The 21,293-nt window shown below is 45.3% G+C and carries 17 protein-coding genes; 5 read left to right on the top strand and 12 right to left on the bottom strand.

Annotated features, from left to right (window positions below):
- Nucleotides 1-4: 4 nt before the first annotated feature.
- Nucleotides 5-787, top strand: a complete 783-nt coding sequence (locus AC23N5_RS08105) for a class I SAM-dependent methyltransferase (protein WP_487755157.1) — start codon at nt 5-7, stop codon at nt 785-787.
- On the opposite strand, the gene ytxJ is transcribed toward AC23N5_RS08105, so the two are convergent.
- Nucleotides 782-1,123 (bottom strand): bacillithiol system redox-active protein YtxJ, encoded by a 342-nt coding sequence (gene ytxJ, locus AC23N5_RS08100; protein ID WP_122931923.1) that lies wholly within the window; start codon nt 1,121-1,123, stop codon nt 782-784. The genes AC23N5_RS08105 and ytxJ overlap by 6 nt on opposite strands.
- Before the next feature lie 63 nt (nt 1,124-1,186).
- Between ytxJ and AC23N5_RS08095 the strand changes: the two genes are divergently transcribed.
- Entirely contained in the window at nt 1,187-2,548 is a 1,362-nt protein-coding gene (locus AC23N5_RS08095; protein WP_487755156.1) for a 3-deoxy-D-manno-octulosonic acid transferase, read from the top strand.
- A gap of 64 nt (nt 2,549-2,612) precedes the next feature.
- Here the strand turns inward: AC23N5_RS08095 and AC23N5_RS08090 are convergent, their stop codons facing one another.
- The 3 genes from AC23N5_RS08090 to AC23N5_RS08080 form a co-directional block, all read right to left on the bottom strand.
- The gene (locus AC23N5_RS08090; RefSeq protein ID WP_487755155.1) at nt 2,613-5,252 is read right to left on the bottom strand and encodes a DUF5686 and carboxypeptidase regulatory-like domain-containing protein; all 2,640 of its coding nucleotides are present in this window, start codon (nt 5,250-5,252) and stop codon (nt 2,613-2,615) included.
- Nucleotides 5,253-5,286: 34 nt separating this feature from the next.
- A complete protein-coding gene (uvrC, locus tag AC23N5_RS08085) occupies nt 5,287-7,095 on the bottom strand; it encodes an excinuclease ABC subunit UvrC (RefSeq protein ID WP_183973221.1) in 1,809 nt (602 codons plus the stop codon).
- Between the two features lie 73 nt (nt 7,096-7,168).
- Nucleotides 7,169-12,520 carry a GEVED domain-containing protein gene (locus tag AC23N5_RS08080; protein ID WP_487755154.1) on the bottom strand — a complete coding sequence of 1,784 codons (5,352 nt, stop codon included), beginning with the start codon at nt 12,518-12,520 and terminating at the stop codon, nt 7,169-7,171.
- A gap of 236 nt (nt 12,521-12,756) precedes the next feature.
- Here AC23N5_RS08080 and AC23N5_RS08075 point away from each other — a divergent pair, with 236 nt between their 5' ends.
- Nucleotides 12,757-13,443 (top strand): hypothetical protein, encoded by a 687-nt coding sequence (locus tag AC23N5_RS08075; RefSeq protein WP_487755153.1) that lies wholly within the window; start codon nt 12,757-12,759, stop codon nt 13,441-13,443.
- 219 nt (nt 13,444-13,662) lie between these two features.
- Here the strand turns inward: AC23N5_RS08075 and AC23N5_RS08070 are convergent, their stop codons facing one another.
- The 5 genes from AC23N5_RS08070 to AC23N5_RS08050 all read right to left on the bottom strand — a co-directional run bounded on the left by AC23N5_RS08070 (nt 13,663) and on the right by AC23N5_RS08050 (nt 16,988).
- Nucleotides 13,663-14,706: a DUF4249 domain-containing protein gene (locus tag AC23N5_RS08070; protein ID WP_487755152.1), complete on the bottom strand. Its 1,044-nt coding sequence runs from the start codon at nt 14,704-14,706 to the stop codon at nt 13,663-13,665.
- A gap of 81 nt (nt 14,707-14,787) precedes the next feature.
- On the bottom strand, nt 14,788-15,609 hold the full coding sequence (locus tag AC23N5_RS08065; protein ID WP_487755151.1) for a TonB family protein: 822 nt from the start codon (nt 15,607-15,609) through the stop codon (nt 14,788-14,790).
- 18 nt (nt 15,610-15,627) lie between these two features.
- Nucleotides 15,628-16,032: an energy transducer TonB gene (locus tag AC23N5_RS08060; protein WP_183973213.1), complete on the bottom strand. Its 405-nt coding sequence runs from the start codon at nt 16,030-16,032 to the stop codon at nt 15,628-15,630.
- A gap of 40 nt (nt 16,033-16,072) precedes the next feature.
- Nucleotides 16,073-16,597 (bottom strand): hypothetical protein, encoded by a 525-nt coding sequence (locus AC23N5_RS08055; RefSeq protein WP_487755150.1) that lies wholly within the window; start codon nt 16,595-16,597, stop codon nt 16,073-16,075.
- A 31-nt stretch (nt 16,598-16,628) separates the two neighbouring features.
- Nucleotides 16,629-16,988 carry a PadR family transcriptional regulator gene (locus AC23N5_RS08050; protein WP_183973209.1) on the bottom strand — a complete coding sequence of 120 codons (360 nt, stop codon included), beginning with the start codon at nt 16,986-16,988 and terminating at the stop codon, nt 16,629-16,631.
- Between the two features lie 108 nt (nt 16,989-17,096).
- Here AC23N5_RS08050 and AC23N5_RS08045 point away from each other — a divergent pair, with 108 nt between their 5' ends.
- Together AC23N5_RS08045 and AC23N5_RS08040 are read left to right on the top strand one after the other, a co-directional pair.
- Nucleotides 17,097-17,309 (top strand): cysteine-rich CWC family protein, encoded by a 213-nt coding sequence (locus tag AC23N5_RS08045; RefSeq protein ID WP_487755149.1) that lies wholly within the window; start codon nt 17,097-17,099, stop codon nt 17,307-17,309.
- A gap of 540 nt (nt 17,310-17,849) precedes the next feature.
- Nucleotides 17,850-19,214 carry a monooxygenase gene (locus AC23N5_RS08040; RefSeq protein WP_183973205.1) on the top strand — a complete coding sequence of 455 codons (1,365 nt, stop codon included), beginning with the start codon at nt 17,850-17,852 and terminating at the stop codon, nt 19,212-19,214.
- Here the strand turns inward: AC23N5_RS08040 and AC23N5_RS08035 are convergent.
- From AC23N5_RS08035 to AC23N5_RS08025, 3 genes are read right to left on the bottom strand one after another with little or no spacing between them, the layout of a single operon-like run.
- On the bottom strand, nt 19,211-19,858 hold the full coding sequence (locus tag AC23N5_RS08035; protein ID WP_183973203.1) for a response regulator transcription factor: 648 nt from the start codon (nt 19,856-19,858) through the stop codon (nt 19,211-19,213). The genes AC23N5_RS08040 and AC23N5_RS08035 overlap by 4 nt on opposite strands.
- An 8-nt stretch (nt 19,859-19,866) precedes the next feature.
- Nucleotides 19,867-20,679 (bottom strand): sensor histidine kinase, encoded by an 813-nt coding sequence (locus AC23N5_RS08030; protein WP_487755148.1) that lies wholly within the window; start codon nt 20,677-20,679, stop codon nt 19,867-19,869.
- Nucleotides 20,646-21,269 carry a hypothetical protein gene (locus tag AC23N5_RS08025; protein WP_487755147.1) on the bottom strand — a complete coding sequence of 208 codons (624 nt, stop codon included), beginning with the start codon at nt 21,267-21,269 and terminating at the stop codon, nt 20,646-20,648. Before AC23N5_RS08025 ends, AC23N5_RS08030 begins: the two co-directional genes overlap by 34 nt.
- Between the last annotated feature and the right edge of the window lie 24 nt (nt 21,270-21,293).

Below are 21,293 nucleotides of genomic sequence, written 5' to 3'. Positions count from 1 at the left end.
CCTTATGTCAACTTTAAAAGAACAAATCAAGCTGGTTCCGCATTCCAAAGGCAATGCACTGACGTTTATCCACCAATACCTTGCCCAAAATGACGTTCGGCAAAAAACCGTGATTGACGTCTCAGCGGGATCGGGCTACGTGGCTAATCTTTGGCACAAAGCAGGGGCTACCGTTCGTGCCTTTGACATGCACCCCGACATCCTCCGAAGCGATGCGTTGACTTGTTCTCCCATTGATTTGACTAAGCCTTTGCCTATTGCGTCAAACTCCGCCGACTATGTGCTTTTGATGGAAACGATTGAGCATATTCCTGACCAGACCTCGCTCCTAAAAGAACTGGCTAGAATCCTCAAACCGAACGGCTTACTGATTATCACCAAACCCAACAACAGCAGCATGAGCGGCCGAATGGCCAATGTGTGGGTAGAAGCCGAACGGAGCGACATGTTTTTATCGAACGAAGCAGAGGTGATAGGTTACGACGACCAGCACCTCTACAACGGTCGGGTGTATCTCTGCAACGTTCAGCGCCTGCGAACGATGGCGAGTTTGGCAGGATTGCGGTACCGAGCTGTTTATGCCAACCAACTGAGTGTAAGCTCTTTGGTTTGGTTTGTGTTTTTTGGGGCGTACCTCTACTTACGTTCTTTTCTGACTTTTAAGAAGATGGCAAAACACGCGCACAATGACCGAGAAAAGGAAGTTTTGCGCGAACAACACCAGCTCAATACCCATCCGACGGTGCTCCTTCACAAGCACCTGTGTATTGTTTTTAGCAAACTATGAGGCCACTTGTTCTTTGATTGCGTCGAAGGTCACATCGTAGTGCGAGGCGTCGAAAACACTTTCTCCGTTGCGAATCAGTATGGCTTGGGGTGACTCATGCCATACGTCAAATTCTTCGGCAATTTTATTGGAAATGGGTCGGTACGCTATCAAATCGAGGTAATATGGCTTGAGATTGCCGACTTCTTGTTCGTTCCAATCTCTTTCCAACCGACGTAGTGTAGTGGCACTAATTGAACAACGGGTACTGTGTTTAAAAAGTAAAACAGGATGTTGGTGGGATTCTTCCTTGATTTCTTCTAATTGAGCGACGTCAGTGAGTCGATTCCAGTTCATTTAATTTGACACGTAAGAGGTTGATTGAATACTTTTACTGGTCTAACGTAACTTATTCAAAAATTGTTCGCATTTTTCTATACCCTTGGCTTACATCTTTTGGTCTTTCTGGCCAACATCGTCGCACTTTTCCATCCCAAAACGCGCAAATGGGTGGAGGGGCAGAGGGCGAAGGGCAAAGGGCAAGGGGCAAGGGGCGAAGGGCAAGGGGCGAAGGGCAAAGGGCAAGAGGCAAAGGGCAAAGGGCAAAGGGCAAAGAAGGATTTGCCATTCCGAGATATGACGCCCGTGCGGGAATCTAAAGTTTTCTGGGTTCATGCGGCGTCGCTGGGAGAGTTTGAACAAGGGCGGCCTGTCATTGAAGCCATTCGTACCGAATACCCTCATGCGCGTATTGTGCTGAGTTTTTTCTCGCCGTCGGGCTACGAAATCCGCAAAGACTACGACCAAGTCGATGAAGTTTGTTACTTACCCGTCGATACCCCCCGAAACGTCAAGCGTTTTTTGGATAGCGTCCAACCCGACGTGGCGTTGTTTATCAAATACGAATTTTGGTACAACTACCTCCACGAACTCAAAAAAAGGCAAATTCCAACTTTTCTATTTTCCGCAATTTTCCGCCCCAACCAACTGTTTTTCAAACCCTACGGAGGCTTTTACCGACGAATGTTGTTCTGTTTCAACGAGATTTTGGTACAAAACGAGGCATCCAAACACTTACTCAATTCCGTAGGCTATGCGTCCGCGACCGTTGCAGGTGATACCCGCCTCGACCGCGTCGTTCAAATTGCCAAACAAGCCAAAAGTTATCCTGCTATTGAAGCATTTAAAGGCACAGACCCGCTTTTGGTCATTGGCTCGGCGTGGCCCGACGACATGGAGGTACTGATTCCCTTTTTGAACCAATGGGAAGCTCCGCTCAAGGTCGTCATTGCCCCTCACGAAATCAATACTGAACAAATCCAACAATGGCAAAAAGCACTCAAGAAACCCTGTGAACGGTTTACGGTTTACAGTTTACGGTTTGGAGTTGATGGAACTCCACTCGACATTCTGCATTCTCCCCTCGACATTCTTTTCCTAGATACGATTGGTATGTTGGCTTCGCTATTTCGGTATGCCGATTTTGCTTACGTCGGCGGGGCATTTAAGGATGGATTGCACAATACGATGGAACCTGCGGTGTATGGAATGCCGATTTTCTTTGGGCAGCCCTATTATCAGAAATTCCAAGAAGCGCTGGACTTGTTGCAGTTGGGTGGTGCTACCACGATTGCCACTACCCAAGAATTTACGACGGCTTTTACTGAAGTATATCAAAACCTCGAAATCCGCCAGCAAAAGGCGGATAGTTGCTACGATTATGTACAGAAAAATGCGGGTGCTACGGCCAAAGTCATGGCGTCTATACGCAGCGCGTTTTAACTTCCCCCACCTTCCCGAAAGTTTTAAACTTTCGGGAAGGTCTAAACTTTCGGGAAGGTGGGTTTTAATTACCAAACTTAAACGTTGTCCCCACCCGAAATGCCGTGTGGTCGTACTTGAAATTATTGAAGACTGCAATCGCTTCTACCCTAAAAAACGGAAACCTTGGAATAAGGCCATCCAACGCATAACCCACTTCGGTGTAATGCTTGGCCATCGGAGTTAGTAAATAATGTACCATCAAGTTCTCTTTTAGGCCAGCCAAGCGCACAAAAGGTAAGCGAGTAAGCAAAAAACGACGGTAAACGTTGGTAACGTGTGCTTCCAAATAGCGTTCCGACGTGCTATATTCATAGAAAGGCAACGACCGAAATCGAGTATAGCTATCGCCGTACAAAATGAACGTGCGATTTCCCATAAAATGCTTATAATCCATCAGATACACCGACCGACGATTAAGAAACGCCCCCGCCGATACGGCATAATGCAGCTCACTTTTGATACCCGTTTCTAGGTCTTGACGAATATCAAACTCCACCCGATCATAGTCAACGGCACTGTTTCCAATCGTCGGGATTCCTTTAGCGTACCGCAACGTCAGCGACGGATTGTTGTTTTCGAGGTAGCGTTTTCGGCCGTTGTACAGGCGGTATTTTTGGCCAGGCTTCCACGTCAGGGCCACATCGAGGGTGAGGGCATTGTGCGGTGCAAAGGTGTAGTAAGAATCGGCTTCGAGGGCGTTGAGTCGATGGCTATGTTCGCGGTTGTAAGGCGCATTGGGCGTAAAAGCGTATTGATTCCAACGAATCCACGGGCGCTGGTTTTCTAGGTTCTCTAAGGCATAACGACGTCCAAATTCAATCCCTCCCGAAACACTCAACACATCGGCCAAGCGCGCATAATTAAATGCCAATCGACCAAATTCCTTTTCGTATATTTTCATGTAATTGTTTTCAAACAACAACGTCGCAGAGGTATTGATGGAAGGAGAAATAGGATTTGCTGGATTAAACTGCGCCACGTACCGCCCGCCCGTCAATGAAATGCCGCGACGGCGCCCCTGCCAACCCGTGCTTAGCGTCCCCAACAACTCCCTCCGACCAATGGCATAACGCCCCAATGGTTTGATGTAAAAGGTGTTTGCTTGCTTGAAGCGTCGAATAAAATTCAAGCTACTTTCTAATACATATCCCTCTACGGTATTGTAGGTAAAATTCTGCGCTCGCAGCGGCCCTTCGTATTCCAATCGCCATTGTTTCGACAACTTAAAGGTGCGCCCCGATAACAATGCCATCAAATCGAAATTGGTTGAATCCTTCTTTGCCTTGGTACTATCAGCCTTTATTTTGGCCACTTTTACTACCCGTACACTATCCGAATGATGGTAGCTTTTGGTTTCGAGTTCGGTGAGCGGAATGGTGCGAATTTCGTTCCAAAAAGCATCATTACGTTTGTTAGCCATGGAATCAATGACAATAGAGTCGCTACGAACCACATTCACATCTTCCTTTTGGGCTTTGCGCTCGTTGCGGTCTTGTTTTTCGTACTCTTTTAGCATTTTTCTGAGTTGCTTGCCCGACACCTCTTTTTGCTGCGCGGCCAATTCATTCAGTTTTTTGGTACGAAGGTCTTTTTTAGAAATATCACTCGATGGCTTTTCGATTTTTTCGTCCAACACCACCACATTTTCCACAAAAGCAGGGTTAACTTTTAAGTCGTTGTAAGTCAGCGAAATTGCGTGATTAAACTCACCCGTAAACCCTAACAACGACCCCGCAAAACGGATTCGGCTGGTGGTAGGCAACCATACACCCTGCAACGGATTATAGACTTGTTTCATCTGAAAATCAAGCCCTTCGGCCGTTGTTTCAAGGTCAAGGCTGTGAATGGCCCAGGTGTTTTCGATGATGTAAATTTGTCCTCTAAATACTCCTTCTCCGTACGATTTCGGAATCACTTTAATTTTATTTACCTCCAAATCACCCTCTCGAAAAGAGCCTTGGTACTCAAATTTGTAATAAGTTAGCGCCTTGGGCGACAAGGGCGAAACGGCATTTCCCACCGTAGCGTTATAAAAACTCGCCATAATAAACGCATTGGGACTTATGGCGTCTTGGTTGAGGGTATTGCGGGTCGAAATGACGCGTTGGTTGTAAGTATTGGGCTGTTTAAATCGAATTTCACTCACACTTTCGTTCACAATCGGGCGCCCCTCTTCAATGCCTTCTTTTTTGAGCGAGCCCACGGCATAAAAGGGTATATTTTTTATTAAACCCGACGATTTGATATACGCCCGCGCATTGTAAGATTGCACCTGTAACGCATGAAAACGCGCTTTGGCAATGGCACGACGCATAATGGTGTAGGCGGGGTCTTCACTTTTGGAACCAATTCTTACTTCATTGATGGTAAGGGCTTGTTCTTCCAAAGCGATGTTGAGCGTGATGGTCTCATTGGTGACTTCGATGGATTTGGTCAGCGCTTTGAAACCCAAATATTGAAACACCACTTCGTATTTGCCAGGCGCAAGCGACAACTCATAGCGCCCTTCGGCGTTGGCGATGGTGCCTGTGCTGGTTCCTTTGATGGCAATGGTAGCGTAGGGCAAGGGCTCACCTTTGGTGGTTTTTACCGTCCCTTTGATGCCTGAGGCCAAAGCCGTCAGGTTGATTAAAACAAAAAAGAGGGAAACTATTATTCGCATAGATTTGGCTGTTATAAAAATAAAAACGGTTGGATTACTCTCCTTGTTGTTGGGCAAAATACTCTTTGATTTTTTGGGCTTTGTCTTTACCAACAAATGCTGCAATTTTCTCCGCATCTGCTTCACGTATGGCTTTCACACTTTTAAACTCTTTGAGCAAATTAGCGGCTGTTTTCTTACCAATACCGTCCACATTTTCAAGTTCACTCACAATGGCATTTCGGCTACGTTTATCGCGGTGATAGGTGATAGCAAAGCGGTGCGCTTCGTCGCGAATCTGCTGAATCAGGCGCAGTGATTCCGATTTTTTGTCGATGTACAACGGTAGCGTATCTTCGGGAAAATAGATTTCTTCCAACCGTTTGGCAATGCCTACAATCGGGACTTTTCCGTACAATCCGACCGCTTTTAAAGCATCGCAAGCGGCGCTCAATTGTCCTTTTCCACCGTCGATTACAATCAAATCGGGCAAAGGTGCATTTTCTTCCAACAGACGCGTGTAACGGCGGGTCACGACCTCATACATACTGGCAAAATCGTTGGGGCCCACCACCGTTTTAATCGAAAAATGTCGATAATCTTTTTTAGAAGCCCGTCCTTCTTTAAAACACACCATGGCAGAAACAGGGTTTGTCCCCTGAATGTTGGAGTTATCGAAGCACTCAATGTGGCGCGGCAATGTTTTGAGCTGGAGGTCGGCTTTGAGTTTAATCAGTACGCGGTCGCGGCGGTTGGTAGTAGCACTTGCCTCAATGAGTTGGCGTTCGGCTTTTTCTTTGCGGAAATAATGCACGTTTTTCAACGCCATTTCCAGCAAACTGCGCTTATCTCCAATTTTGGGAATGGTGATTTCGGCTTTAAAATCGGTGGTAATCTCGATGTTCGTGATAATTTCTTTGGCCTCACTTTCGTAAGTCGTGCGCATTTCGAAGAGTACCAAGGCCAAAATTTCCTCGTCGGTTTCCTCCAGTTTTTTCTTTACCTCCAACGTCTGAGCTGCCATGATGTAGCCATTCACAATTTTGAGGTAATTGACATAAGCCGCCTCTTCGTCGGAAGCAATCACAATGACATCGACATTGCCAATTTTAGGATTGACAACCGTCGATTTTGTTTGAAAATTTTGGAGTAATTCCAATTTTATCTTCCAGTCGTGCGCTTTCTCAAACTCCAATTTTTCGGCCGCTTGCACCATATTTTGCTTAAAATACTGCTGCGGAATACTCATTTGCCCTTTGAGAATCTGCTGAATTTGCGCCACTTCCTGCTCATACTCTTCCAACGGCTGCAAGCCCACGCACGGCCCTTTGCAGCGTTTGAGGTGGTATTCCATGCACACTTTGTACTTATCCGCCTTTATATGTTCGGGCGACAAGTTGAGGTTGCAAGTACGCAACGAATACAATTCTCGAAACATATCCAACAGATTATACATGGCCCGTGGATTGGCAAAAGGGCCAAAGTAAGTTCCCGTTTTTTTATCAACGCGGCGGGTGGATTCTACACGTGGAAAGGGTTCATTGAAAATCTTGATAAACGGATACGTTTTGTCGTCGCGCAGGAGGATATTGAAACGAGGCTGATACCGTTTAATAAGCTGGTTTTCAAGCAACAGCGCATCAAATTCAGTATGCACAATGGTAAATTCAATCCGACGAATCTGACTTACCAAACGACGCGTCTTTCGGTCGGCGTGGTTTTTGACAAAATAACTACTGACCCGATTTTTAAGACTTTTGGCTTTGCCGACATAAATAATTTCCCCCTCTTCACTAAAATAACGGTACACCCCAGGTTCGGCGGGGATTTTGGCTAACTCAGCTTTATAGTCAAAAACAGACATAGTAATTAAAGGCATTGGATGTTTACCCAACGCAAAGTTCGCCAAAGTTTAGGGCAATCAAAAATGGGGGTGTTTAATTACACCCACCTATTTGCGCTTTAAACACCGTTCCTGCTTCGGCCTGAAAACCTGGCTGGAGCGTTACCGAAGAACCTGACTGGTACGTCACCGCCGTCGTTGTACCTGTCACTCGATTGGCCGCCCTAATGCTGTTATTGGATTGTTTCAGCACACTACCCGTCGCAATGTCATCGGTTGGACTTGTCAACGTAATCGTCTGGTTACAAGGAGAATTACTATTATTGGTCACGACCAAAGTTGAGGTAGTATTTTTACAGCCTGTTGTCGTATCCGTAAAGGTAAATGTGGCCGTTCCTGCTTCCAAACCCGTCACTAATCCTGCGTTTGTAACACTGGCTTTGACTGAACTATTGCTTATCCAAGTCCCGCCCGTTGCGGGGAACACTGTGGTAGTATTGCCCACGAAGATAGATGCTGTGCCGCTAAAACCGACCGTTGGAAGTGGATTGACGGTGATGGTGGCAGTGGACGAACTAACTGCATCACAAACCCCGTTTTTGATAATAACACGATAGTACATCGTTTGCGTCAGGTTCTGTGTGGTCACGCTGGTGGCGGCAATGAAAACATCGGTAGCCGAACTAAAATCAGGCGTGAGTGCCCATTGCCACTTTTGCAATGCCCCCGTGTAGCCCGACAACGTCAATACCGAGCTGTTGGTACCCGTACAAACCGCCCCACTTCCTGCCAAATTACCTCCAGCACTCGCAACGTTGACCGTCACGGTGGCGGTAGTGCTGGCCGAGCATCCGTTGGCAGTTACGGTATAAGTAACCAAGCTGCTTCCTGCACTGCCCCCCGTTATAACCCCCGAAGTCGGATGAATGGCCGCGACCGAAGGCGTTGCGCTGCTCCACGTTCCACCCGCTACGCCGTTCGTAGTCAGCGTATTAGGAACACCTACACAAAGAGCTAATGCTCCCGAAATGCTACCTGCATTGGGAGGTGTTGGCTCGACCAGTTTTTGGGTTGTTGTGTCAAGTGCAACACAGGAGTTGTACGAAATAGAAAAGTTTTTGTACGTTCCTGCGGAGAGGTTGGCTAACGTAAAAGCATTGTTGACAATCGACACGGTTTTGGGACTTCCTGTACCGACAAACGATAGTTGGTAATTCCCGCTGGGGATATTCGTAGTGGTAAACGCAACGCTACCGTTGGCTCCTCCGCAGGTCGTAGGATTGGTTACTGTACTTGCCAACAGCCCAATCGACGTAGGAGTATTAACCGTTTTTGAGGTTGGGTCAAGTGCCGTGCAACCATTCACGACAATAGTAAAATTGCTATACACTCCTGCTGGTATATTGGCTAGGGTAAACAAATTGTTGGCAATAGCTACTGTTTTGGGACTGCCAGTACCTGTGTAAGAAAGCTGGTAATTTCCGCTTGGAATATTGGTTGTCGTAAAGGCAATCGCGCCATCTATACCGCCACAAGTAGCCGACGGAGTTACCGTTCCTGCCGCTAAGGTCGGCATTAATGAATGAGCGACCGTTTTGGACGTCGCATCAGTACCCGTACAGTTGTTGGCCGTAATCGAAAAATTACTGTACGTTCCCACCGACAAACCCGCCAATACAAACGCGTTATTGCTCACTGTCACGGTCTTGGGACTTCCCGCTCCCGTGTAACTCAACTGATACGTACCGCTTGGTACAAAAGAAGTTGAAAAAGCAATACTCCCGTCGGAAGCTCCACAGACGGTGGCGTTGGTTATTGCCCCCGAAGTCAATACTGGACTTGGTGGGTTACTCACCGTTTTGGTCGTCGCATCGCTCGCGGTACAGCCATTCACCGTCATCGAAAAATTACTATAAGTCCCTACGGATAAACCCGTTAAAGAAAACGCATTGTTACTTACTGTCACAGTTTTGGGACTGCCTGCTCCCGTGTAACTCAATTGATAACTTCCATTGGATACGTTCGTGGTCGTAAAAGGTATGCTACCATTGGCACCGCCGCAGCTTGTAGCGTTTACCGTTACTCCCGCTGCCAAGGTCGGCACTATTGAATAAGCGACCGTTTTGGACGTCGCATCAGTACCCGTACAGTTATTGGCCGTAATCGAAAAATTACTATAAGTTCCCGCCGACAAACCCGCCAATACAAACGCGTTATTGCTCACTGTCACGGTCTTGGAACTTCCCGCTCCCGTGTAACTCAATTGATACGTACCGCTTGGTACAAAAGAAGTTGAAAAAGCAATACTCCCGTCGGAAGCTCCACAGACGGTGGCGTTGGTTATTGCCCCCGAAGTCAATACTGGACTTGGTGGGTTACTCACCGTTTTGGTCGTCGCATCGCTCGCGGTACAGCCATTCACCGTCATCGAAAAATTACTATACGTCCCTACAGACAAACCCGTTAAAGAAAACGCATTGTTACTTACTGTCACGGTTTTGGGACTGCCTGCTCCCGTGTAACTCAATTGATAATTTCCATTCGATACGTTCGTGGTCGTAAAAGGTATGCTACCATTGGTTCCTCCGCAGCTTGTAGCGTTTACCGTTACTCCCGCTGCTAAAGTCGGCACTATTGAATAAGCGACCGTTTTGGACGTCGCATCAGTACCCGTACAGTTGTTGGCCGTAATCGAAAAATTACTGTACGTTCCCACCGACAAACCCGCCAACACAAACGCGTTATTGCTCACTGTCACGGTTTTGGGACTTCCCGCTCCCGTGTAACTCAACTGATACGTACCACTTGTTACAAAAGACGTTGAAAAAGCAATGCTCCCGTCGGAAGCTCCACAGACGGTGGCGTTGGTTATTGCCCCTGAAGTCAATACTGGACTTGGTGGATTACTCACCGTTTTGGTCGTCGCATCACTCGCGGTACAGCCATTCACCGTCATCGAAAAATTACTATACGTCCCTACGGATAAACCCGTTAAAGAAAACGCATTGTTACTTACTGTCACAGTTTTGGGACTGCCTGCTCCCGTGTAACTCAATTGATAACTTCCATTCGATACGTTTGTGGTCGTAAAAGGTATGCTACCATTGGCACCGCCGCAGCTTGTAGCATTTACCGTTACTCCCGCTGCCAAAGTCTGATTAGCCATGACACTTACCGAGACGGAACCCGTCATGGCTGTCGCTGTACAACCCGACGGGGTCGCCCACACAGTGTATGAACCCGCAACAGTTTGATTTCCAAAGGCCAACGCATTGCCAGTCCCCGTCATGGCTGTTCCTACGTCGGTATTGTCACGTTTTAATTGATACGATACGCCAGTCTGTGAGCCACTTAACCCCACAGCCACCCCCGCTCCTCCACTACAAAAACTACCTCCACCTGTCACCGTATAAGCGGTAGGTGCTGGACAAACAAGGTTGACGTAATAGTCTTCGGTTTCACCATACGTATAAGTACCACATGGGTTGGTGGGGGTGCTACTAAAATTGACAATAATTCTCATTCGGGTTTGGCCAATACTGCTTCCTGCTGGCACAGTAATGGTTCCTGTGATTGCCTGTGTTCTGGCAGAAGTTGTGGTAAAAAGCCTTTCGTTTGCCTGAAACTGAGCATCTTTATTCAAATCGACCCAAATGGCAATTTGAGCAGGGTTATAATATCCTTCCAATGACACCGTAAAACTATTTGACTGCCCTAATGTCAAGCTTTTAACAGGAGAAGTGATAAAACTATACCCGCCCGAAGCACAGTCTGAATTACTGCTAAGGGTGGTTCCTCCCAGCAGTACACTTGTTATTAAAATACCATACGTGCATCCACTGGTGTGCGTAGGAATGCAGTAGGTACCTGGCGAAGGTGTATTGTTGGTGGTAAAAGTCCCCGTAACAAAATCGGAGCAATTGGCATTGACGCGCCATTCGTAAGCCGTATTAGGAGTTAAAGACGAAATTGTCCGATTTTTGTTTCCCGACGTACCCGCTAAAATCCACGACCCCGCCCCTACTTGTCGGTATTCGACAGTATAAAGCCCTGCCGTGTGCGTCCATGAAACCAACACTTGGGTATTATACACCTCAAGAACAGCAAGATTAGACGGCGCAACGGCACTTCCCAAACAATCCTGCGCTCGACTCCGAATCAAATTGCCAGGATACATTCCAAAACCGTTGGCAAAATTAATCCCCGTTGATGTCAAGTGGCAATAACTCATAATGGTACCACCATTTGTCGGTGCAGGGCCAGGAGGACAGCCTTCTTCGGTGGCATAACAGTTGTCGAGCGCGCCGCCTGGCCACGAGCAGCTTTGGGTGTGGGGAGAGCCAAAATTATGGCCCAACTCGTGCGTTATCACTTCCACATTCCACGAATAAGTAGGCAAATTAGGGTTGTATGTGCTCAAGTTTGCACTCACCCCATGTCCGTACGATTTGGCACATAGCACATCTATATAAGCAACCCCACCTCCCAGGCTTCGTCCGCTTAAAAAATGTGCCAAACGGCCATTAAACGATGTACCAATCGTACTACGGAATGCACTCAACACATTACCCGTACTCGTATAACCCACGTAAGGGTCGGTGGTATTCCACACTTTTATTTCGGAAATAACAACCGACAGCCCTTCGTTGCTGTACAAAGTCGCCACTTTACTAAAAACCGAATTGATGTAATTGACCGTATTGGCGATTGAACTCCCTTGCTGACCAAACAAGGCCGAATCCGCTTCCAAATAAATTTCGACCGACCCACACGCAACGTTGCTCGCGAGGCTACTTGTGGCGGGCGTTTCCTTCACCAAGTTTTGGCCCATTACCCGCACAGGCATTTCATCGGCGGCACAGGTAAAGTTCGATTTTTGTTTTAAATCTTGCTCGTTAAACAGGATATAGTTCCCCGAGTCGCCCTCCAAGCCTAGATTAAAATTGCCTTCTTTTTGGGAAATTATCCCGCTGATTTTTCCATCAATGATACTAACTGAAGCAGTAGATTGGTTGTCACCTTTGACAATTCCTTGGTAAAACTTACCCAAATTTTGCGGCTCAACTACTTCGTTTTTGGCATTTAAAACCTTGAAATTCTTACCAAAAATAGTGTAAGGAACCAGTTCTAATTCAATGTTTTTGGTAGCCGAAACTGGCAATGAAATTTCGATAAAGTTGCTGTTGTCCAGCTGTAATTGTCCTACTTCTGGCTGATTCATCAAAAACCGATGAACTGTTGCGCCTTCGACAAATGCGGTATCGGCCGCAATCCTGGCCGAAGAGAAGGGTGTTGAAAAAGGGCGGTATCGCTTAGGCGTTACTTTCCCTTTTATTTGGTTGATTTGATTGGCAATAGTTCGCTGAGAAAAGCCGTTATGACTTACCCACAAACATATTAAAAGCCACACTAACCGAATCGGATGCCTTGATAAAATGTTTTTCATTTGGAATATACCAATAATAGTTGGAAAAGAATACCATTGAAACGTTGTTTATCAGTAGGGCTTTTTACAAAAGTGCATAATGATGCTGTATTCTTCAAATGCTTTTTTTAATATTCTTGGGATAAAGAGTACCTTCCATCTCGGTCAAAAATGCTTAATTGTTGATTTTCACTACATTTGCAGAATTTTTATCGTTTTATATACCAAAAAATAAATTTAATTTAATTGTAAAAGCCATGAAAAAAAGTTTTCTCGTTGCAAGTTTAGTCGCCTGTTCGCTAGGTGCATCGGCACAAAACGAAGATTACAAGCATGTTGTAAGCGTTCAGTCGGGCGTAAGTTTATTTTCTTTTTTTCGGGGGAATATCACAGGTTCTACCCAATCGTCTGACACGACTGTCGCTTTTTCTTCGGGGCGAGCTTCGACTACTCCGCAAATCAACCTTGCCTACGATTACGGCATCAACCACTGGTTTTCGGTAGGTGGCGCCGTCAGTTTTAACAAATCTTCGCTCCAGCTCAACGACGTTGTCTATAAGAAAAACGAAAATCTCGGCGACGTTACCTTGGGGGTGTCGCGCCTTACAATTGGTGCGCGGGCGCTATTTCACTACGGCAATGCCAATCGGCTTGACATGTACTCAGGCGTACGGCTTGGGATTGGAATTTGGGGCGTCAGTGGAAGTTCTAGCGCGGTAGATGGCAAGATGGATGAAATCTTCAAAGAAGCAGGTGGTGGCGGACTTTGGCGCGGAATTATTGGCAACAAAGTAGGGGCTGGTTTTGCCATGCCACAAGTACAGGTTATTGTCTTCGGGCTACGTGGCTACGTCACCGAACGCATTGGACTAAACGGCGAACTCGGCTTTGGAAGCCCCTATTTTGCCTCTGTAGGTATCAATTACCGAATTGGTGGGTTGTAGAAAGCAAAGGGCGAGGAGCAAGTGAAGAGGCAAGGGGCGAGGAGCAAGAGGCAAAGGCAAGGAGCAAGAGGCAAAGGGCAAGGAGCAAGGAGCAAGAGGCAAAGGGAAAGGGAAAGCGTTCTTTTTCTTGGTTTTGTCGAAAAGGACCACTCATAACACAGCAATTCCCGAGAACAGCAACGTTCTCGGGAGGCTTTGTCAAGTGTGTGAGATTGAATATCAAGGTCGCCACCCTTGGGGTTGAAACGGCGTGCGGGTGGGGCTAGTAATACAAGGAGCTGTGATAGCTGTTGGCCTTATAATCGGGTCGCGCCACAATAAACCGACGGGTTGTGCTTTATCAATGGCTTCTTCTCTACTTAACCAATACATCTTGGTTTGGGTACTAGCGACCATAAAAGCTCCAGCTACTTCCTCGTTTGGGTTAGTAACGTTTTGAATGTTTCCAATCAAAGCCTCAGGTGGGGTGTCCACCAGTGAACCTGTTCCTTGGTTTTGATCGCGCAAGAGTTTTAAAAATTGATACGCTTTCTCCGAAATTCGTTGTTGGCGAACCTCCAATAATGCTCCGTACGGCTGATAAAACGGAATTTCAGCTACTTTTTTTCCCACGACTCCCCTACCATCGCTAAAAATATCGCTAAGGATGTCAATCGTCTCGCTTTGTAAAATTTCCCAACAAGGCTGATTACAGTACAAATCATAGTAATCGGTCGAAACGCAAAGGTTCTGCCGCTCCCACAACGTCCACGACCATACATAATAGTTTTTCTCTTGGGGAGTATCTTGATAATTGAGGTAAATCGAGTGACTTGGGTATCGCTTCTCTTTTCTTACGAGTCCATCGGTAGCAAATACGTGGTAAACAGCATCTATTGTTGGTACCACTTGCATCAACTCTTCATCAGATTCATAACGAGTGCCGTCGGGTTTGGTAAAAATCAATTGGTACCGATTCCCCGCTTTTGCTCTAAAACTCGTCGGTAATACATATACGTAGTTTTCTTTATTGGCCATAGAGATCACCTCTTTTCCATTGATTTTAAGCTGAACTATTAATCCCTCAATCGGGAGTTTGTACAGGGCATCGTTCACAAACTCGGCTTCGGCAATCTCAATTTGTTGCTCTTTTTCTTCGTCGGTGAGTCGGCCCTCAACTGTAATTACCTTCAGTGTGTTCTTGAAACGAATATCGTATGGACTCACGCAGGTATAGACCGACAGCGCCAACACAACACTAATGATGCGAATAAAACGGTACATGGCTGGCGAAAGGGTTAGTAACTCTCTTTAAAGAGCTACTATTCACCCTTTTACCTATCTGGCTGTATGATGTACGGTGTTTTATTCCAACGTAAACACAATGGGCATGTTGAATTTTACCCGTACTGCCCGTCCCGACTGTTTGCCAGGTTTCCATTTGGGCATGAGTTTCATCACACGCACGGCTTCTTCGTCGCAACCAAACCCAACTCCTCGGGTAACATTAATGTTGGAAAGCGAACCATCTGGCTCAACCGTAAAACTCAGATAGACTCTTCCTTGCACGTTGCTGCGTTGTGCTTGCGACGGGTACCTTAAATTATTCATCAAAAATGTACGTAAGCCATTGATTCCTCCCGCAAACTCAGGATCAACCTCCACGCGTTCAAATACTTCGGGTTCTTTGGTTTCCACCTCCACCGATTTTGTAATTTCGGGAGCAGGCGCATCTTCCACGGGCGCCACTACCGCCACTTCGTCCGATGTTCCTGCTACCGTTTCTTGTCCTGGATTGGCTTTTTCCAAGTCCTCTACCATAGGAGGAATCTCCTCAATAGGCGGATTTTCAACCACTTCAGGTACCCGATACCGAACCGACGCCACCTTAGGTTCTTCCTTGGGCTTTTCGAGTTCGGGTAGCGGCTTTTCTTCTTTTTTCTCCATTTGCACTTTCTCAAGCGTGTATTCTTTCATGTTTATTTGCGCCAGCTCATTCGTTTTTAGTTTTCCATAGATGGTCGGAACGAGCAACATAAGCAAAAACACCGTAACTCCAATAATAAGCGCTTTTTGGAGCACTTTAGGGTACGACTTCCGTAGTTCATACGCCCCATAGGCTTGATTCCTTTGGGCAAAAACGATGTCATCCAGCGTATCATACGCTGCTAAAACTGTTGTCTTCATGGTTGTATTTAGGCTATTTTATTGAAACGGATAGTTAAGAGTCAAATGAACTCGAACCCGCACGGCTTTTCCGCTTTGCCGCCCAGGTTCCCAAGGAGGAAATAATTTTACAACCCGCAGAGACTCTTCATCGCAGCCATGACCAGCACTCCAAGCTAGTTCAATATCGGACAACTGCCCTGTAGGTTCTACAATAAACTTGACCATCACTTTACAATTCACGTTGGCACTTTTGGCCGCTTCGGGATTGACAAAGTGTTTTCTCAAAAAAAGAGATAGAGAATCCTTCCCACCCTTAAACGATGGGGGTTGCTCCACAAATGAAAAGACGGGCTCGCGTGAAGTATTGTTTTGTGCCACTACCGACAATGAAACAAAAAAACACAAAGCAATACCGCACCACTTCCATTGAAGCAGTTTCATGGCTGTAAATCAATCAGTTATTAATTAACCAATTTTCAAATTAAGTGGTTGTCAACTGCTTGAGTTGTTGGCTTTTCAGGAACCAAGAGCCTATTGAATAGGCTACCCCTGATACGCCAAGCACCCACATTAAACCTGAAGGAGAATAGAAGTCCCAAGAGCCTTTGACGATTCCCGACAAAAACGCCATCATCATCAAAAACAACCCAATTCCCAAAATTAAGGCACTACGCAAGGCAAATGGGTAGGCTTGGCGCAGGTCGTAAGCACCGTAGTCTTTGTTGCGAAACTCAAAGATAATATCGTCCAAACTCGCATTTTGAAGTTGTTCTTCGGTCATGGCAACCTCGTGCTGGTAGGTATCTCGGAGGTACTTTACGGCCATAGAGTTGGCTTCTTGCGTAATTTTTGCCAACGCCAAATCAAAGTTATAACCTTTCCAGAGGTACTCTTCAGCTTCGCAAGCCAAGTGATCGAGCAATTCGGAAACTAAGCGATCATTGGTGTTTTGCCGAATAAGATGGTCGTGCAGTGTGCTAAGTTGTTGCGGAGTTAATTTTTTCATGTCGGTAGTGGTTATGAATTCAATTCCAAAATCAGAGTTTAGCGAGAGATATTTCCCCATTTTGGGGTCTTAACAAGCTTTGCATAGCTTCAACAAAGCGCTCAAAATCAGATACTTTCTGAACGGCTGTCGCATTTCCACTCGGAGTAAGCGAGTAGTACTTGCGAAGCCGTCCATCCACTTCTTCTGACTCTGTCATCAGGAATCCGTCTTGTTCAAGCTTGTGCAACACAGGATATAACGCGCCAAAGGTTAGCGTTATTTCACCGCTCGTACGCTCTTTGACCGACTGCGTAATTTCATATCCGTACATACGTCCTTGTTCGGCCAAAAGCTTTAATACTATCGTTTTGAGCGTGCCTCGTAAAAATTCATTACTTGATGCTTCCATAAAATCGGTTGTTAGCTCGTTTTCTTACTATTTTCTTAAATTGTGTGAACAAATATATATATAAGTTTTTTATATATCAAACAACCTGCGAAATTTTTTTTCCATTTTATGGCAACTTCCTCAAATTCAAGCCCAATTCCAGTTTGCCCTCGCTGTGGGCAAGCATTTCGTTGTCAGCTTACAACACAGGGTTCGTGTGTTTGTTCAGAAATCACGCTATCCGAACAAACACTTTCTGATTTGCGTACGCAGTATGAAGGTTGTTTGTGCATAAAATGTTTGCAGGAACTAGCACGTGCTTCTGTCTTGCTGGCTACGTAGCGTATGTGCTTCTGGATACTCCTAACCAATGTCACGATACACGTGCTTCTGGATACTCATATCCAGAAGATTCAGGTTTCTCAAAACCTTCATAAGAAATCAGCACGAGGTTTTGAGAAACCTATGCATTGGTTAGGAGTAACCAATGCCACGATACACGTGCTTCTGGATACTCATATCTAGAAGATTCAGGTTTCTCAAAACCTCTATAAGAAAAATCAGCACGAGGTTTTGAGAAACCTCTGCATTGGTTAGGAGTAACCAATGTCACGAAGTAATCAATGCCACAATACACGTGCTTCTGGATACTCATATCCAGAAGAATTAGGTTTCTCAAAACCTTCATAAGAAAAATCAGCACGAGGTTTTGAGAAACCTCTGCATTGGTTAGATGTAACCAATGCCACGAAGTAACCAATGTCACGAAGTAATCAATGACACGGCGTATGTACTTTGAAAATTTAATCCTCACATCAATAACCTGAACATCAACAATTTACTTTTATTCGTTATCTTCACACGATTTTAAGATTTTTTAGCATGAAAACCCGTTTCCTTACTTTACTACTTCTCTTTTCAGCCCTATTTATCGTTCTGATTTCGTGCCATACCGAATCGGAAACAGTGCTAGAAGAAGGCTCTTTCAAATTGGTTCAGACCCAAATTTTCGATAAATCGTGCGCCACGTCGGGCTGCCATTCGTCCGAACAAGACGCTTCTTACAAACAACACGGCCTTGTACTTACCAGCAAAGTCTCTTACGACAATCTAGTTAATAAATTCCCAAAAAACACCGTCGCTAAAGACGATGGTATGCGCTTGATTACGCCAGGGGATGTTGCGAAAAGCTTTTTGTTTACCAAAATCAATTGCAGTGGGGCCTCATTATTGGCGGGGCGTCAGTACGGCAACCCCATGCCTTTGGGCGCCAATAGCCTTTCGGTGGGCGAAATTGAGTTTGTTCGCAAATGGATTGAAGCAGGTGCGCCACGGTCGGGCGGGTCGGTCGATGCGGCACTTATCACTAATTCCGTCCCACTTTGCGGCTCAGGATTTGGCAGTAATTTTACTGCCCTCGAAGCGCCTAATCCAAATGACGGCTTTCAACTTCACCTTGAACCCTTTGAGGTTTCAAACACGTTTGAGCGGGAGATTTTTGTCAGAAAACCCGTCGGTAATACCACCGAATTGTACATCAATCGGATTCAATCTCGGATGCGCCCAGGAAGCCACCACTTTATTTTGTACGATTTCAAAAACCAAGCAAATCTTCCGTCTTTAGGGCAAGTACGTGATTTACGCAATGCCGATGGCACCAGCAATTTGCTTACTTTTTTGAGTATGCAAAACCACGTCTTCTGGGCAGGAACGCAAACCCAAGAACATGATTATAGCTTCCCCGATGGCATTGCGCTTCGGGTTCCTGCCAATTATTCGTTTGATTTCAACTCGCATTATGTCAACAAAACTTCGGGTAAAATTCCTGGAGAGGTGTATGTCAACTTGTATAAAATCGACAAGTCGAAGGTAAAAATTGTGGCCAATTCGCTTGACCTCAACAACCAAGATCTCAACCTGCCCGCAGGCAAACGGACGGTAGTGACGAAGAACTTTCTGTTTTCAAAACCCACGAAAGTACTCATGCTCACGTCGCACAATCATAAACTCGGCGAAAAATTTGTCATTAAAATTGTGGGAGGCGCTCGCGACGGTGAAGTGGTTTACGAAAGTACCGATTGGGAACACCCTGTGATTAAAAATTTCCCCGTGGCGTTGGAATTTAAAAAAGGCGAAGGGTTGATGTCGGAGATTACCTACAACAATACTACGACCAAAGCAGTACGATTTGGTCTGACGAGTGAAGACGAAATGGGGATTATTTTTGGGTATTATTACGAGCCTTAAAGTTCCACGATTTTCAGACGAACAGCCTCCATCACCATCGTGACGCGGGTTTTGACCCCCATTTTTTGAAAAACACTCTCTCGGTACCCATCGACGGTACGCGGACTGACACACATTTTGTCAGCAATTTCCACATAGGTGAGGTCACTGCACGCCAAACGGACAAAATCCATCTCTCGGTCATTGAGGTGCAAAGCGGCCACAGGATCCAGCAACGTTTCAGGATTCAAGCTTTTAATGAGCTGACTCGTGACAAAATCGGTGTAATAACGCCCTCTTTCTACCAGAGAATCAAGCGCTTGTTTTAATTCAAAGGGTTTGCAGCCTTTCAACAGGTATCCGTGCGCGCCGTTGCGAAGCATTCCGATGATGGACGCTTCGTTGTCATTCATGGATAAAGCCAAAATCTTGATTTCGGGGTGGTTATTTTTGAGCCACATCGCCGTTTCGTAGCCATCCATCACGGGCATGTTGATGTCGAGCAGCACAATTTGGGGAATCATGCCAAGTTTGATGTGCTTAATGAGTTCTTCACCATTAGTTGCTTCATACAACACCTCGTAGGCTTCGTATTTTTGAACCAAACCCGACAGCGCTCTAGCCATCAACTCATGATCATCGACAATTGCAATCGTAGTTTTCATACAGCCCCTTAATTCCCCACTGGAAAATGTTCAATTTTAATACAAACGGTAGTCCCTTCGTTTATTTTACTTTCCACTACGCACTTTCCGCCAATAAGCTCGGCGCGGCGTTGGATATTTCGCAGTCCCGCCCCCGACTTGCTCAACTCGTTTCTCATAACACCCTCGTAATCAAATCCTTTACCATTATCTTTAATAGTAATTTCAAAATTTGTGGGCTCATACCCTACGGATACGTGCAAGGTAGTGGCGGCGGCGTGTTTGAGAGCATTGTTGATTACTTCTTGCGCTATCCGAAACAAGACAATTTCGTGCTGATACCCGAGCGAGTAAGCTGTGCCCGAAGTAATAATCTCGGTTTGGTAGCGGCGGGTTTTACGAATCCGCAGTAATTCGTGCGAAAGGCTGTCGATCAACCCAAAATCTTTGACAAAATCGCCATCGAGGCTTTTGGTAAGCGCCCGCACATCGGCGATGGTCTGCTCGACAATCTGATTACTTTCCGCTATCTGCACTTTCGTTCCTTCGTCCTCTACCGTTTCTTCCAATACATTGAGATTTATCCTCAGTACCGACAGCAACTGCCCAATGTTATCGTGCAACTCCCGCCCTAGCTGCTGCATGGTGAGGTTTTGCACCTCTAACTGTGTTTGCAGGATTTCTTGTTGGAAGGCTGCTTGCATGGCGGCTTTGTCTTGGCGGTTTTGAGTTTGACGGCGTTGATGTAAAAAGAAAAATGAAACAATAAATGTCACCAAAAGTAGCATTAAGAAAGTCCCTGCCAATACTATGATGACGACTTCGCTAACTTCCGCTGACATATAAAACCATACGTTATGAGTGAATAATAGATAATGTTAAGTAAGTGGTTGATTGTAAACAATTTTCTTGCTAGTACCGCATCTTTTGTAGCAATGTAATTGATAAAACCTGAAAGGAAGAAATACCCAGTATAAAAAAATAAAATCCCTGTTACAATCCAAAAATCAGGATTTTCAAAAAAAGAATCTCCTGAATTTAAAAGTTGCCTAAAGAAAACAACACTATAAACAATCAAAACTCCCATTGAAAACAACAAAACCCTATAATTTAGCATTTTATTTGAATAACTAAAAGAAAGAAAAATACTTATACTTACTACTAATGGAATCATTAAAAAAATCACTTTTTTTATTTTTTTTTCATTTATTATTTTACAAAAATATACGCTTATAACTAGAAAACTTATAGGAGCATAAATATTATATAACAAAAAATTAACCTTTTTTTCTGAACTCAAATATAGAGAGTAATACCCAAACATTTCTGTTAAAAAAGTTATAGCTACATAAAAATACATTATTTTAGTTGGATTTATAAATGATTTGTAAAAAATCAACCCTGTCAAGAAACAACCTGACAGGATTGCCATGTAAATATGATTTACTGTATTCAT

The sequence above is a fragment of the Runella sp. R5_40 genome (assembly GCF_057652295.1).
Note: the sequence above shows the minus strand (reverse complement) of the source record. Positions and strands in the feature narration are given on the sequence as shown.

Bases quoted from the DNA above. Each gene is read 5' to 3' on its own strand.
- AC23N5_RS08025 (WP_487755147.1), bottom strand. From the start codon at position 21,269: ATGGCAATCCTGTCAGGTTGTTTCTTGACAGGGTTGATTTTTTACAAA.
- AC23N5_RS08065 (WP_487755151.1), bottom strand. From the start codon at position 15,609: ATGAAGACAACAGTTTTAGCAGCGTATGATACGCTGGATGACATCGTT.
- uvrC (WP_183973221.1), bottom strand. From the start codon at position 7,095: ATGTCTGTTTTTGACTATAAAGCTGAGTTAGCCAAAATCCCCGCCGAA.
- AC23N5_RS08070 (WP_487755152.1), bottom strand. From the start codon at position 14,706: ATGTACCGTTTTATTCGCATCATTAGTGTTGTGTTGGCGCTGTCGGTC.
- AC23N5_RS08105 (WP_487755157.1), top strand. From the start codon at position 5: ATGTCAACTTTAAAAGAACAAATCAAGCTGGTTCCGCATTCCAAAGGC.
- AC23N5_RS08050 (WP_183973209.1), bottom strand. From the start codon at position 16,988: ATGGAAGCATCAAGTAATGAATTTTTACGAGGCACGCTCAAAACGATA.
- AC23N5_RS08045 (WP_487755149.1), top strand. From the start codon at position 17,097: ATGGCAACTTCCTCAAATTCAAGCCCAATTCCAGTTTGCCCTCGCTGT.
- AC23N5_RS08060 (WP_183973213.1), bottom strand. From the start codon at position 16,032: ATGAAACTGCTTCAATGGAAGTGGTGCGGTATTGCTTTGTGTTTTTTT.
- AC23N5_RS08055 (WP_487755150.1), bottom strand. From the start codon at position 16,597: ATGAAAAAATTAACTCCGCAACAACTTAGCACACTGCACGACCATCTT.
- AC23N5_RS08040 (WP_183973205.1), top strand. From the start codon at position 17,850: ATGAAAACCCGTTTCCTTACTTTACTACTTCTCTTTTCAGCCCTATTT.
- ytxJ (WP_122931923.1), bottom strand. From the start codon at position 1,123: ATGAACTGGAATCGACTCACTGACGTCGCTCAATTAGAAGAAATCAAG.
- AC23N5_RS08080 (WP_487755154.1), bottom strand. From the start codon at position 12,520: ATGAAAAACATTTTATCAAGGCATCCGATTCGGTTAGTGTGGCTTTTA.
- AC23N5_RS08035 (WP_183973203.1), bottom strand. From the start codon at position 19,858: ATGAAAACTACGATTGCAATTGTCGATGATCATGAGTTGATGGCTAGA.
- AC23N5_RS08090 (WP_487755155.1), bottom strand. From the start codon at position 5,252: ATGCGAATAATAGTTTCCCTCTTTTTTGTTTTAATCAACCTGACGGCT.
- AC23N5_RS08030 (WP_487755148.1), bottom strand. From the start codon at position 20,679: ATGTCAGCGGAAGTTAGCGAAGTCGTCATCATAGTATTGGCAGGGACT.
- AC23N5_RS08075 (WP_487755153.1), top strand. From the start codon at position 12,757: ATGAAAAAAAGTTTTCTCGTTGCAAGTTTAGTCGCCTGTTCGCTAGGT.